Genomic DNA, 12,941 nt, shown 5'->3' with positions numbered 1-12,941 from the left:
AGTTTGACTGGGGCGGTCGCCTCCCAAAATGTAACGGAGGCATGCAAAGGTTCCCTCAGGCTGATTGGAAACCAGCCGTCGAGTGCAAACGCAGAAGGGAGCTTGACTGCAAGAGAGACATCTCGAGCAGGTACGAAAGTAGGTGTTAGTGATCCGGTGATCCCGAATGGAAGGGTCATCGCTCATTGGATAAAAGGTACGCCGGGGATAACAGGCTGATCGCATCCAAGAGTTCACATCGACGATGCGGTTTGGCACCTCGATGTCGGCTCATCACATCCTGGGGCTGAAGCAGGTCCCAAGGGTACGGCTGTTCGCCGTTTAAAGTGGTACGCGAGCTGGGTTTAAAACGTCGTGAGACAGTTTGGTCCCTATCTTCTGTGGGCGTAGGAGAATTGAAAGGGCCTGTCCCTAGTACGAGAGGACCGGGATGGACACACCACTGGTGGACCTGTTGTCGTGCCAACGGCACAGCAGGGTAGCTATGTGTGGAAGGGATAACCGCTGAAAGCATCTAAGCGGGAAGCCTGCCTTAAGATAAGTTCTCCCTGACGCAAGTCCTGAAGGGCCGAGGTAGACGACCTCGTCGATAGGCTGGAGGTGGAAGCCCTGTGAGGGGTGGAGCTGACCAGTACTAATAGCCCGTGCGTCTTGTTTCTCGAAAAAACCTTCCATCCCTGTTTCAATATTTTGACAAATTTCTTTGGTAGCCATAGAGGAGAGGGTACACCCGACCCCATTCCGAACTCGGAAGTTAAGCTCTCCATCGCCGATGATACTGCATAACGTCATGTGGGAAAGTAGGCCGCTGCCAAAGATTGTTCGAGACCCCCTTGCCGCTTTCAGCGCGAGGGGGTCTTTTTTGTATGGCGCGCCTCCGCGCCGCACTCGCCTGCCAGACGCTCAACAGGCTAAAGCCCGTAAATCACACAGGCCGCCCAAAAGGGCGGCCTGTCGTGTCATAGGGCTGCAAAATTGATCCATAGAGGATTCACATTCTGCACTTAGAATTCAATGCCGGGCTGTGCCTTGATGCCTTTGCGCCACGGATGCTTTATTTCCCTCATTTCCGTCACCAGATCTGCCATATCTTCAAGCCAGGAGGGCAGAGCTCTTCCTGAAAGTACCAGATGGACTTGCTTTTGCTTGCCCTGTACCAGGAAATTTTCCAGTTCCCGGCGTTCGAGCAGACCCAGCTGCAGGGCATACAGTACCTCATCAAGAAGCATCATGAACAGGCCGTCAAGATGGCGAGTCGCCCATTCCAGGGTACGGAGAGCAGCATCCCGATGCAAGGCACGATTTTCTTCATTCAGAAAAAAACCACATCCCCCGATATGGAGCGTGATGCCCGTGAGGGCGGCAAGCATTTTCTGTTCGCCAGCCTGCACATCCGACTTCATGAACTGTACGAAAGCGACAGGAAGCCCTTGCCCCGCGGCCCGGATGGCCTGCCCCACGCAAGCGGAGGTCTTTCCCTTACCATCACCAGTATAGACAAGCAGCATGATTCCTCCGTGAAAAACATGTCACCATTTCAGTACATCATGCGTCATAGAATATCGGCTCAAGCTCATATTCCATTGCTATGCCGTCATGCAGGGAGCCGGTCACCAGACAGCCCTGCGCCATCATTTTCTGTACGCGCTGGAAAATGGCCTCATCGCGTTCGTTGACGCGCACTGAACAGCGGATAGTCATTTTGAGCACCCTGCTTTTCCCCTGTTCATTTCTCCCCATTTCCAGTTCGGCTGTGGCATGAAGATCATCGAATTCCACATCACGCGCCAGCATGGCGGCCGCCAGCATGGAGCCGTAACAGTACAGGGAGGCCGCGGCCAGTAACTGTTTTGCGGTACCGCCACGTTGATCTTTGGGGATTTCCCTGTTGTCTATGGTGATATGCGGCAGCGCGATACTGCCGGTATCGATGCTATGGACATCATCTTTGAAAGAATAGGAAACTGTCAGAATATCGGACATATCCGTTCCCCCTATCATTCGCGTTGATCAGGAAAGGAATTCCCTGTACTGTGGCCAGTCGCCCTGCACTCTACTGAGTCTTGAGGATATCATTCATGGCCCGCTTATAGTAGGCTTCTTCCTTTTCCATGAATGCCTGATTGTCCTTGCTGTTCAGAAAAGCCGGTACAGAATGCACGCTGGCGATATCCTTGATGTACTCAGGATCATTGCAGACATCTGCAAAAGCACGCTCCAGTACGGCGATGCATTCTGGAGAAATCCCCTTGGGGCCTATCAGGGACATCCACTGCGTATAGCGGAGATCATATCCCTGCTCCAGCGAGGTCGGCACATTCAATTGCGGATAGCGTTCTTCACTCAGAGAGGCGATGGCCCGGACACCATAACGTGCTGGCAGCGAAGGCAGGGAGTCATACAGCATGATGCGCCCTGAAATCAGGGCAGCCATAGCTTCCGCATCGTCCTTGAAGACAATGGCTCTGGGGTTGACGCCCATCAGCTTGAACATGTGGGCCATGGAAAGATGGATCTGGCTTCCCATGCCGAGATGGCCCCAGAAAAATTTGTCCGGCGCCGCCTGGACAGCGTTCTTCAGATCCTTCATGTCCTTGATGGGGCTTTGCGCTGAAACCTCCAGGAACAGAGGTTCGTTCGTGGCGCGTGCGATGGAGCAGAAGCTGGAAAGATCATACATGGTCTTGCGGAAATTGGGCTGCATGATCAGGGGAGCCACAGGGGAAAAGCCGATCGTGTAGCCGTCAGGACGGGACTTGGCAAGTTCCGTCATCCCGATGACGCCGCCGGATCCGGCGATATTTTTGACGATGATGGTCTGCCCCAGCCGCTTCCCCAGATGCAGGGCAATGTAGCGGCCGATGACGTCCGTTGCACCGCCTGCGCCGAAGGGGATAATCATCGTGATCGTACGCTCGGGGTACGCGGCCAAGGCACGGCCGGGCAGTCCCGCTGCAAGACATGAGCACAGGAAAAGGAAGGCCAGGGTCCACAGGAAACATACGCGTCTCATATCAACACCTCCTGAGAAAGGATTACGGAGCGTTATGATGAGAAAGGACCTCTCTCCACTTTCTGACGCTCTTCACGACAGGGCGGATCAGCAGGAAGAGGACGACGACCAGAAAGATGCAGGCCAGAGGGTGGTCCGCAAGATAGACCGGCCAGGGGGTATCCGCACGGTAAATGGCGACCTGTGAATAACGGTATTCAAATTGTGGCGCGAGGATGAAACTTACCAGGGCGGGAGCCAGGGGGAAATTGCCCAGACGGAAACCAAATGCCACAAGGCCCACGGCAAGTGCTATGAGCAGGTCGAAATAATTGTTGCGTGCGATAAAGGCTCCCAGCATGGAAAAGACGATGATCAATCCCAGCAATACAGCATTGGGCAGCCGAATGAGCCGTCCAAAGCTGCGCACCATGATGATGGCTGCTACCGTCAGCATTATGTAGGCAATCAGAAGCAGGAAAAAAATGCTGTGCACCATGACGGGGTTGTCCAGCATGAGGCGGACGCCAGGTGTGATCTGGTGGATGGTCAGGGTGGCAAGAATGAGCGTTGTTTCAGCGTCACCGGGAATGCCCAGCGCAAGAGTCGGTACCATGGCGCCGCCGGTCACGGCATTATGGCTGGCTTCAGGGGCGATGACCCCTTCCACAGACCCCTTGCCGAAATCTTCAGGATGGGATGATGCCTCGCGGGCCATGGAGTAGCTGATGAACGCCGCCGGCGATGCGCCGGTGCCGGGCAGGATGCCGATGAAAGTCCCAATGACTGCGGAACGCAGGGTAACCCATTTCCTGGCGAACCATTCCCGCAGCGAGGGAAAACGGATCTTGTGGCACTGGATAATCACATAATCGGGCAGGGTATATATCTCATAGATACGGTGGAAAACTTCGGAGAGCGGGAACAACCCTATGATAAAAGGCAGCATGTCGATCCCGGAGGCAACGCTCATGAAGCCAAAGGTGAAGCGAAGTTCCGATGAGATGGGGTCCATGCCCACAGTGGAGAGCAGCACACCGAATAAGCCGGAAAACAGGCCCTTGATCAGGTTCCCCTCGGAAAGGGTGGTGATACATGCCAGCCCCATGGCAATCAGTGCGCAGATTTCCAGAGGTCCGGCATACTTGTTGGAAAGATGCGCCAGGGGGCCGGCAGCCGCAGCCAGCACAAAACAGGAAAAAATACCCCCTGCCACAGCAGATACCGTCACCCAGCCCAGCGCTTCAGCGGCCTTGCCCGCAAGCGCCATGGGATAGCCGTCCAGATTGGTAGCCGCCGCCTGCGGTGTCCCGGGAACATTGATAAGGATGGAAGCGATGCTGCCGCCGTAGAGCGAGCCCACATAGGTTCCGAGCATCAGGGCAAAAGCAGGGATGTGATCCAGCATGAGCGTGAACGGAAGACAGACTGTCAGCGCCAGGATGGAACCGAGCCCCGGCAGGGCCCCCAGAAGCGTACCGAACAGGACGCCACAAAACAGCAGGATGAGCGGCAGGGGCGTAAAGACAAGAGCGCAGGCCTCAAGCGTCAATTGAACGACATCCATATCCCCTCCTTACATCAGGGCAAAGTGCGGCAGAGGTATTTGAAGAAGATGCACAAAAATGGCCCAGATCAGTACGATGGAAAATGCCGCAATGGGGATTCCCTTTCGGAAGCTTCGGTAGTCCAGCGCATAGAAGATCATGAGCAGCATGAGGATTCCGGAAAGAACGAAACCGACATGGCGAAGGGTGAGAATGAAGAAGATGATGGCCAGAACCGTCTTGAGCAGTTGCGGGACAACATGCTTCAGAGGGATGAAGACGACGGGTTCGCGTGGAGCGACGATATAGATGACGGCAAGCAGACACCAGAGGACAAGCACTGCCCTGGGAAAATCCATGGGATGCAGGCTGAACGGTTCTGGCGTAAATGAGCATTCAAAGATGACGGTCTGATGCAGCATGAATAGGCCAAAAGCGAGAAAGATGCCTCCAATCAGAAATCGTCCGGGATCGAAAAACTTCATGCTGTCCCCCGAATGGTTGCATGGAACGGACGCCCGCGCCGCGCAAAGCGGCGCGGGCGTTGTTTTCATGGGTTAAATACAATCATGATGCTCCCAAATGGGGCGCTTCTCCTTGTTCAATGCGTTTTCGAGCTTGTCCAGCGACTTTTCCAGGCGTTCTATCTGATGGAACGGGGCTTCCGGGTCTTCCAGTGCCCCATACAGTACCGCGCCTTCCGCGCCGTTGGGTACCGGCAGTCCCGTCACATAGCAGACCGTGGGAATGAGATCCACGAGATGGCAAGGCTTCTTCAGGCGGCTGCCCTTTTTGATACCTTTGCCCATGAGTGCCAGCAGCGAATTCAGACGCCCGTATCCAAAGTGCGCTGTGGGCAGGATAGGACCGTGCTGCGCTCCGAACTCGGGATAGATGGCATAGACGACATCCCCCACGTCATCACCGTACAGGCCGATGAGCCGGGCGTCGTCACGGGTAACGGCCATGGCAACGGGGCGCTTGCCCGTTGCGGGATCGACATAGGTCAGCAGCGCGTCGATGATCTGGCGCTGGACCTTCTCATAGTCTTCGGGCTCCACGATACCCTCCGGGTCACGCCCCTTGAGGTTGACGTAGACATAGAGCCCCCGGGAAGGCGAGCAGAGAGAGCGGCTGAAGTCCACCCTGGAGTTGCCAAAGCCCATGCAGCGCTTTTCGTATTCGGCAAGTTCGCCCTTGGGGCCGGATTCCTCGGCGATATACGTATGGCACAGGCCCGCTTCTTCCAGGGGACGGAGAGGGCTGAATGGCGGTCCATCAGGCGTGCAGCCGTGGTCGGACACCACCGCGATGAGCGTATCCTTGCTGCAGGCGTTCATGACACGGCCTATCAGCGCATCCTCGATGGAGTAGAGCTTGCGGTGAATCTCCCAGGTGGCGGCACGGATCTCGGGATCTTCACTGGTAAAGGGATCATTGAAGACATGATAGAACCAGTCGATGGGATGCGAGTGCATGGCGAACACCGACCAGTCATCGCGGGCCAGTTCCTCTTCCGCCATTTCCGCCAGGAAGGTGCTCAGGCTTTCCGTCATTTCGAGCCAGGTGTCCACATCGATGACTTCTCTCAGATACAGGTAGATGCCGCCGCCACGGTGCACGGTGCCCCGTCCGCTGTGCGCCACCTTGGCGAAGGTCTCCGGTGAAGTGGTGAAGGGACACTGCGTAGGCACCAGAGCGCCGACCACCAGGCAAAACTCGTCGGCATCTTCGGAAAGGATGAAAGGCTTGACCCGGGTGAAGGTCTCATACTGCTTGCCGTCGGCCATTTCAATGACGGGGAAGAACTTGGGGCTCCATTCCCCCTTCTTGACGGTGACAAAGGCATGCGAATAGTCCTTGTCGGGAGAGAGCGTCACCGTGTCATAGGCATCCGAGCCCGGGGACTTGGTGACGAGGACGTACCACGTCGTCTGCCGGGGTTCGATCAGTGCATCAAAAAACGGCACATCGAATTTCATTTCGAGAGGATCTTCCCCGAGGTCAGGGGCATTCAGCCAATCTTCCGCATCCTCGAAACGTCCCCGGACGGAGAAGGGAAGATAATCGGTGCTGACGACAAAGTCCTGACACAGGGCGAATTCGATCTCTTCGAACGGCAGCCCGTAGCGCATTTCGCCGGGCACCATGCCGCAGCCGCCGTACATGGTCACATTCTCGTTCTTGGGCGGCCAGGATACGGGAAAGGTGAGCACAACGCTCTTCTTGCCGGCGCGGGCGGCGGCATCCCACAGGGTCTCTACCTTGACGAGGCTGCTGTCCCATGCCTGGCGGGTATTGGCATTTTCGGGATTTGTGTCTGGAATCTGGTAATGAAAGTCCGTTACGCCGTGGGTCCCGGGATACGCGCCGGTGGCGATGGTCGTCCAGTTGGGCGGCGTGATGGTGGGTAACGGACACAGGCAGTCATCTGCGAAAAAGCCGTTGTCAATGATCTTCTTCATGTTCGGCAGATAGCCGTCCTTGATCATGTCCAGCATGAGCTGTGGCTGCGCGCAGTCAAGCCCGATGATGGCAACCTTCTTGCTGAACTTCGGCATGCTAGTCTCCTTTCAGATTCATTCCATGGGAAGTTTGGGTACCCTCGCCACTGGTGGACGTAAAAAAAAATTTATTTTTAAAAATAATATTTATTTTTTAAAAAATAAATTATTTTGTCAAGATGATTTTTTAAATAAAATTTTTAATATAGACATTTTTCAGCAGCATTCGCCGTGTTCCGCGGAGCGCAGGCTGCGATGCATGAGACGCAAGGCGGTGTCTTCATATTCCGTGCTCAGCAGACCAGCGGCATAAAAGGCGTACTCGCTGTCGACCAGATATTCTGCCTGCTCCGGCAGCAGCACATCGGTTTCATCAGGGGTACGGCAGGCCCCCGCCAGCAGGCCTCCGGGAGCGGCATGTGACACCAGGACGCCCCCAGTCCCTATGATCCGTGTGACGCCCTGGATATTTTTCCCGCGCTGGATACGCTCAACGCCTGCGGCAAGCACACGCTCGACACGCCCCGCATGCCGCCGGGCGGATATGCGTACAGCCCCCCGGGCCAGAGCATCGTCGATGCGGCGTTCTGCCGGACTTTCCGCCAAGCTGGCACGTTCCCGTTCCCAGCGGGCCAGGATGGTGTTGGTTTCCTCAACGGATACCCCGGCGTCGGCTTCCAGGACACCTGGCCCCATTTCCTGCCGCAGGCTGCCGGAAGACTCGCGCATCCCCAGGTCCCCTTCCACCGTACGGCGGGCAAATTCCTCTGGCGCCCCCACGATCCTGGCACCCTGGCAGGCTTCCTGCTGAATGAAGGAATGGATGTCTGTCGTTGCCCCGCCGATATCCACGATCATGAGGGGGCCCATGCCGGGGACGGCATTTGTGCCCTGGGCCAGGAGTTTTCCTGCGGCCAGAACTGCCGCAGGGGTCGGCATGACAACACGGTCCAGCAGGGGCACGACTTTTTCCAGACCTTTCATATTGATGATACGGTGCAGAAAAAGGTCCCGGATAACGGCTGCCACCGGCGCAGAATTCATGCCGCCAACGCAGGGCGTGATATTATGTGAAACAAAAATCTCCTTGTGTGCCGCGCCAAAAATACTGCGCACGTCTGCCGCAGCTGCGGTATTCCCTGCATAGACAAAGGGGATATGCAGCCGGCTTGACGCCAGCATCTCGGCATTATGGCGCAGGGTCCGCACTCCCCCGCCATCATAGCCGCCACAAAAAAGCACGATCTCCAGGGGCAGGGAGGACAGGGCCGCCACGTCCTCCTTTGTCAGGTGTCCACAGAAAGTCCCAAGGATTTTCGCCCCCGCGCCGAAGGCCGCATTGCGTCCGGCCGTTGTGCTCAGGGAGCGGGACAGGCCCACGACCCCCATGCGTAAGCCTCCGGCGGCACTGGAGGAAGCCAGCTTCCGTGCCGCCTCGAATGCCGCTCCCCCTATGGTATCACGGCATTTTGCAAAACAGCGTGTCAAGGCCACCGTGGCATCCGTCGCCACCGTCGAAGGCTCCCGCCAGGTCAGCACGATATCGCCCTGGCGCAGATCCGCTACCACGACCTTCGTATAGGTGCTGCCAAAATCGACGAGCACGGCATAAGCATTAGTGCGCATCGCCGCTCTCCTTGCTGAAATGCCGGAGGATGGCAGGAACGATCTTTTCCATGTCATTGTCACAGTTGATGCCGAGGGTACGCAATTCTTCGCTGACATCTTCTGCCAGCAGGCCGCCATTGCGGTTTTCGTTGAGCAGCCCGCCAAAAATGCAGAACGGATGACATCCGGCTTCCTGGAGCTGTCGCATCAGTTCCCTGCCGAACGAAAGCGCGATGCCGTTATATGTGCTGATGGCCACCACAGAGCATTCCGTTTCGATGACGTTGTCCACCACTTCCTGTGCTGTGATATAGGTGCCGAGATCGAAAACATGTGCGCCTGTCCGCAGGAAAAGGGTCTTGATCATCTCCTTGCCGTAATCATGGATGTCTGTGGATCCTACGATGACATTCATGCCCGTAAGCTGCTGGGAAGCGTCCATGCCGGAAAAGATCCTCGTCTGCCGCTGTTGCAGGGTACGGACGATATCCGTGGGGCAGACCGGAACCCGCCCTCGCAAGGCTGTCTTTTCGCGCCGCCCCACACCGAACTTTTCTTCAAGCTGCGCCGCTCCGATGCTTTTCAGACAGGCAAAGACCTCGCCGGCATGGCGGGTATCGACCCCCAAATCATCCAGGCCGTTCATGACACGTTCAAAAAAGACGCTCCCGCAAGCGACCAGCACATCGCGTCTGGCCTCAATGGCGCTCCAGTTCATGTATGGTTCGAGCAACTGCGACTTTTCGATCATCATGTCGATGCACAGATGCGCGTCGACGATCTCATCCGGCGTGGGGATGCGCTGGGCTTCCGAAACGGGCACGGCGCTGACGGCGTGCCCTGTAGGCTTGTGGCGCTGGCAGACCGCATCGGCCAGCGAGAAGGAGCTCAACGCCCCGTAGTTGCGGCTCAGATCAAGGCCATAATCAATGGTGTTGCCGAACGTCATGGTCCCGGGTACGCCCTTGGTGTTCCCCGCATCCATCGCCATGTTGAAGACGATGCGGCTCACGGGATCGCTGAACAGGTTTCCGTAGCTGAACGTCATGCATGCGCCGAGCAGTCCCTCCACCAGGTAGCGTTCGATCATGGCCCAGCCGACAAGGTTGGCCAGGTCATGCATCTGGTTCCCGTAGCCGTCATCCAGGTTGGAGTGTATGATGGTGCCCGGGATCTTGCCCATCAGGGCAAAGGCCACGAGACTGTTGACAGTACGTTCCCGCTCCAGTTCTATGCCGGGATATTCATAGGTAAAATAGTGGGATACGTTCCCGATTGATGTTACACCGGCCTGAAGTCCCAGCACGGTATTTTCGAGGGCATTGGGAGCACCGATCATGTGGTCGCTCAAGTGGGGCTGGATAGGAGCGATACGGCCAAGCTCCCTCCATTCGTCGGGCGTTTCAAAAATCAGTCCTGTCCCACGCTGCATGTTGCGTCGATATTCTGCGGGAACCCCCATGACCCAGTCAAAAATGAAGCCCATGCGAGTGATATAGCTGTTGCGTCGCTCCAGCTCTCTGTAGATGTACTCGACGTTGCGCGCTGTTTCGTCCCAGGAATTCCAGCCGATATGAGAATGCTTGCAAATAGTACCGTTGCGCATAGCAGCAATTTTGTATTCCCACTCGCTGGATACGCCGTATTTTTCAAAAAATAGTGTCTTTCCTACAGAGATCCTGCCTGCAATCTTCTCTGCCTCGTGAAAGATGGAAGCCATATCAGGTAAGTCCTTGTATTCAAAGCGCTTAGTTATAGTGAGCTGCATCGGGAGCCTCCTTTTCGCGGCAGAGAATAACTATAAAAGTTTAATTTTTTTAAAATTAAACTTTAAAAAAATCCATGTCAACAAATTAAAATTTATTTTTTTTATATTTTCTTTTTCGCAAAAATACGGCATTCTCCTTGCATACAAGGCAATGTCAGGCTGAGACAGCAGGGGGGCGGAAGATCGTCCGCCTCTTCCGCATGTCAGAAATTTCTCTCCGTAATGTCTCCAAACTAAAATAACCAGCTATGTCTGATACTTTTGAAAATATCCTGCAGCGGCTCATCAAGGCCACCGGCAGCAAGAACGCATCGGAAATGGCAAACGCGCTCGGCCTTTCCCCCCAGTCCGTCTACAGCGCGAAGACCAAGGGAAAAATCCCCCCTGCCTGGATTTTTGCCGCTGCGGAACGCTTCAACGCGTCGGCGGACTGGATATATTTCGGCTATGCCATGCCGAAAGACACTACGCTCACACCGCCCCAGCTGGCCTTTTGTCCTTTTCTGGATTCCTTTTTCAACAGCGGGAAGAAATTCGACGAGATAGATCTGGATGCATTGCCGCGCCTGCCGTTCACGCTGGAAAAATTGCTCCGGCTCGGACGGCCGGAAGCCATGGTCGTCATCCGGGTCTATGGCAACTCCATGTCACCGGAGATCATCAATAATGATCTCGTGATGATCGACACAAGCATGCGGGCCATCATCCCAGGTGAGCTCTATGGCGTCGAATTTGAAAAATCTCTTTATCTCAAACGGATAGATACGCTTCCTGGGCAGATTTTGCTCAAATGCCACGATCCGAGCTTTCCCACCATCAAGGTCGCTGCGGATGACTACGCCGACAGCATTTCCATCATAGGACGTGTCGTCTGGTGTTCGCGCGAATACTCTCCCTGCGCAGATGCTGTGGATACGCTGGAAACCCTGCTGCCATAAGGTGCCGTCCGCAGCGTTTGGGCAGGACGATAGAAAAGCCCTGCCGGCAATCGGCAGGGCTTCATCGCGTTCATGGGGAGAGGGCGTCTGACCGGCCCGGGACGCATGCAGGGAAGCAGCGCGGACGGATTCTGCCTCTCGCGGCAGGGCCCCATGAAGGATGCGGATCCTCTGAAGCATTGTCCGCGACTTTCTCCATTGCTTTGAATGTTGCCTCGAGCGTGAGGCAGTGAAAAAGGCCTCTGTGCGGGGGCTTTCCTCTTATGGCGTCGGTTTGTCGAGCACGCCGCAGGCACAAAAATCAAAACCACCCGCTTTGCGGGTGGTTTTGATTTTTTACCGTAACGTGGGGGGCCTGAAACTAGCGGGCGGCTTCCAGCCAGCGCCGCAACAGGGAAACAGGGTGCAGACAGTCCTTGCCGGAGCCGTGTTTGATCTGGACACGGCAGGTGCCGCATTCCGACGCCGCCACAGGCGCCGGACTTTTGCGCACGGCATCGAAAAGGGCGGACCCCACCTGCATGCCGATAGCGTATTTTTCCTTTTTGAAGCCATAGCTGCCCGAGATGCCGCAGCAGCCGGCATCAGCGTTGCGGACATGCATGCCGGGCAGGGCGCGGAGCAGATCGAGGCCGGGAAGACCATTGCCCTGGGCGCGCAAATGGCAGGGAGCATGGTAGATGAGCTCGGAAGGAACCACGGAACTGTCCACGGTTTTTTCGGGCAGACACAGTTCGCCCTTATCCACGCAGTCCAGAAGGAAGGCCTGCGCATCCAGCAGGGTCGTGGAGACGCCATCGATCATCAGGTCGGGATAGTATTCCGGCAGATCGGAAGAGAACATCAACGCGCAGCTGGGGCAACCGGTGATGACCGGGATGCCTTCCTTGCGCCAGCGCTGCAGTTCCGCGATGTTCTTTTTGGCATTGGCGCGGGCGTCATCCCAGAATCCGTTGGCGACCATGGGCAGACCGCAGCAGACGAATTCTTTGGGAACGATGACATGATAACCGGCCTGGTTCAGCACCCAGACAAGATCGAGCCCGGTCTGCGGGTCGTAGACATCCAGAAAGCAGCCGGGGAAAAGGACGACATACTTGTTGGTATGGGGCTGCCAGATTTTTTTCAGCTGCTGCCGGAAGCTCTTTTCGGCAAAGGCCGGCATGGGAGCTTTGGCAGAGATGCCCAGCTTGTCCAGCGCAAAGCGCGTCACGGGATTGAGCATGCCGAAGTTCTTCAGCCTGGCAGGCACGTAACGCAGCAGCCTGGCCATCAGTTCGCCGTGCCCAAGGATCCAGTCCCGCAGGGGCGGGCGCTTTTTGCGGCACTGCTCGGCACGGGCCATCATGTTCAGGCTTGAGACCGGGACGCCCTGCGGGCAGGCGATGTCGCAGTTCTTGCAGTTGGCGCAATAGTGCAGGGACTCTTCCTCGGCAAGCCCCAGCAGGCGGAAACGCTCGTAGGCGGGGCCGATCATGCGGGGGCCGAGGAAGTTCGTGGTGGCCTGGGCCACCGGGCACTGTACCACACAGGTGGTGCAGGCGATACAGGCATCAGGGTTGGGATGTTTGAGAGCCATCATGC

Annotated in this window: 10 protein-coding genes and 2 rRNA genes (1 of these 12 cut by a window edge); 3 read left to right on the top strand and 9 right to left on the bottom strand. The window is 56.3% G+C overall.

The window, feature by feature from the left end:
• Together DESPIGER_RS03460 and rrf are read left to right on the top strand one after the other, a co-directional pair.
• A 23S ribosomal RNA gene (locus DESPIGER_RS03460) occupies nucleotides 1-659 on the top strand; it begins 2,274 nt to the left of the window's first position.
• A gap of 43 nt (nucleotides 660-702) precedes the next feature.
• Nucleotides 703-817: ribosomal RNA gene (rrf, locus tag DESPIGER_RS03455) — 5S ribosomal RNA — on the top strand.
• 187 nt (nucleotides 818-1,004) lie between these two features.
• Here rrf and DESPIGER_RS03450 read toward each other — a convergent pair.
• From DESPIGER_RS03450 to DESPIGER_RS13260, 8 genes are all read right to left on the bottom strand, one after another.
• Nucleotides 1,005-1,508: a cob(I)yrinic acid a,c-diamide adenosyltransferase gene (locus DESPIGER_RS03450; RefSeq protein ID WP_072333106.1), complete on the bottom strand. Its 504-nt coding sequence runs from the start codon at nucleotides 1,506-1,508 to the stop codon at nucleotides 1,005-1,007.
• A 37-nt stretch (nucleotides 1,509-1,545) separates the two neighbouring features.
• On the bottom strand, nucleotides 1,546-1,983 hold the full coding sequence (locus tag DESPIGER_RS03445; RefSeq protein WP_072333104.1) for an OsmC family protein: 438 nt from the start codon (nucleotides 1,981-1,983) through the stop codon (nucleotides 1,546-1,548).
• 70 nt (nucleotides 1,984-2,053) lie between these two features.
• Complete coding sequence (locus tag DESPIGER_RS03440) at nucleotides 2,054-3,013, bottom strand: tripartite tricarboxylate transporter substrate binding protein (RefSeq protein ID WP_072333101.1); 960 nt, start codon at nucleotides 3,011-3,013, stop codon at nucleotides 2,054-2,056.
• 22 nt (nucleotides 3,014-3,035) lie between these two features.
• Nucleotides 3,036-4,559 carry a tripartite tricarboxylate transporter permease gene (locus DESPIGER_RS03435; RefSeq protein ID WP_072333098.1) on the bottom strand — a complete coding sequence of 508 codons (1,524 nt, stop codon included), beginning with the start codon at nucleotides 4,557-4,559 and terminating at the stop codon, nucleotides 3,036-3,038.
• Nucleotides 4,560-4,568: 9 nt separating this feature from the next.
• The gene (locus DESPIGER_RS03430) at nucleotides 4,569-5,024 is read right to left on the bottom strand and encodes a tripartite tricarboxylate transporter TctB family protein (protein WP_072333095.1); all 456 of its coding nucleotides are present in this window, start codon (nucleotides 5,022-5,024) and stop codon (nucleotides 4,569-4,571) included.
• A 72-nt stretch (nucleotides 5,025-5,096) separates the two neighbouring features.
• On the bottom strand, nucleotides 5,097-7,100 hold the full coding sequence (locus DESPIGER_RS03425) for an alkaline phosphatase family protein (protein WP_072333092.1): 2,004 nt from the start codon (nucleotides 7,098-7,100) through the stop codon (nucleotides 5,097-5,099).
• A 159-nt stretch (nucleotides 7,101-7,259) separates the two neighbouring features.
• The gene (locus DESPIGER_RS13155) at nucleotides 7,260-8,669 is read right to left on the bottom strand and encodes a glutamate mutase L (protein WP_072333089.1); all 1,410 of its coding nucleotides are present in this window, start codon (nucleotides 8,667-8,669) and stop codon (nucleotides 7,260-7,262) included.
• Nucleotides 8,659-10,257: a cobalamin B12-binding domain-containing protein gene (locus tag DESPIGER_RS13260; protein ID WP_231927626.1), complete on the bottom strand. Its 1,599-nt coding sequence runs from the start codon at nucleotides 10,255-10,257 to the stop codon at nucleotides 8,659-8,661. Before DESPIGER_RS13260 ends, DESPIGER_RS13155 begins: the two co-directional genes overlap by 11 nt.
• Nucleotides 10,258-10,667: 410 nt before the next feature.
• On the opposite strand from DESPIGER_RS13260, the gene DESPIGER_RS03410 reads away from it, so the two are divergent.
• Nucleotides 10,668-11,357 carry a S24 family peptidase gene (locus tag DESPIGER_RS03410; RefSeq protein ID WP_072333083.1) on the top strand — a complete coding sequence of 230 codons (690 nt, stop codon included), beginning with the start codon at nucleotides 10,668-10,670 and terminating at the stop codon, nucleotides 11,355-11,357.
• A gap of 361 nt (nucleotides 11,358-11,718) precedes the next feature.
• Here the strand turns inward: DESPIGER_RS03410 and DESPIGER_RS03405 are convergent, their stop codons facing one another.
• Entirely contained in the window at nucleotides 11,719-12,939 is a 1,221-nt protein-coding gene (locus DESPIGER_RS03405) for an anaerobic glycerol-3-phosphate dehydrogenase subunit C (RefSeq protein ID WP_231927625.1), read from the bottom strand.
• Nucleotides 12,940-12,941: the final 2 nt, after the last annotated feature.

The organism is Desulfovibrio piger (assembly GCF_900116045.1).
GTDB classification, from domain to species: domain Bacteria; phylum Desulfobacterota; class Desulfovibrionia; order Desulfovibrionales; family Desulfovibrionaceae; genus Desulfovibrio; species Desulfovibrio piger_A.
This window is presented reverse-complemented; position numbering and strand designations above follow the sequence as displayed.

Bases quoted from the DNA above. Each gene is read 5' to 3' on its own strand.
- DESPIGER_RS03450 (WP_072333106.1), bottom strand. From the start codon at position 1,508: ATGCTGCTTGTCTATACTGGTGATGGTAAGGGAAAGACCTCCGCTTGC.
- DESPIGER_RS03445 (WP_072333104.1), bottom strand. From the start codon at position 1,983: ATGTCCGATATTCTGACAGTTTCCTATTCTTTCAAAGATGATGTCCAT.
- DESPIGER_RS03440 (WP_072333101.1), bottom strand. From the start codon at position 3,013: ATGAGACGCGTATGTTTCCTGTGGACCCTGGCCTTCCTTTTCCTGTGC.
- DESPIGER_RS03435 (WP_072333098.1), bottom strand. From the start codon at position 4,559: ATGGATGTCGTTCAATTGACGCTTGAGGCCTGCGCTCTTGTCTTTACG.
- DESPIGER_RS03430 (WP_072333095.1), bottom strand. From the start codon at position 5,024: ATGAAGTTTTTCGATCCCGGACGATTTCTGATTGGAGGCATCTTTCTC.
- DESPIGER_RS03425 (WP_072333092.1), bottom strand. From the start codon at position 7,100: ATGCCGAAGTTCAGCAAGAAGGTTGCCATCATCGGGCTTGACTGCGCG.
- DESPIGER_RS13155 (WP_072333089.1), bottom strand. From the start codon at position 8,669: ATGCGCACTAATGCTTATGCCGTGCTCGTCGATTTTGGCAGCACCTAT.
- DESPIGER_RS13260 (WP_231927626.1), bottom strand. From the start codon at position 10,257: ATGCGCAACGGTACTATTTGCAAGCATTCTCATATCGGCTGGAATTCC.
- DESPIGER_RS03410 (WP_072333083.1), top strand. From the start codon at position 10,668: ATGTCTGATACTTTTGAAAATATCCTGCAGCGGCTCATCAAGGCCACC.
- DESPIGER_RS03405 (WP_231927625.1), bottom strand. From the start codon at position 12,939: ATGATGGCTCTCAAACATCCCAACCCTGATGCCTGTATCGCCTGCACC.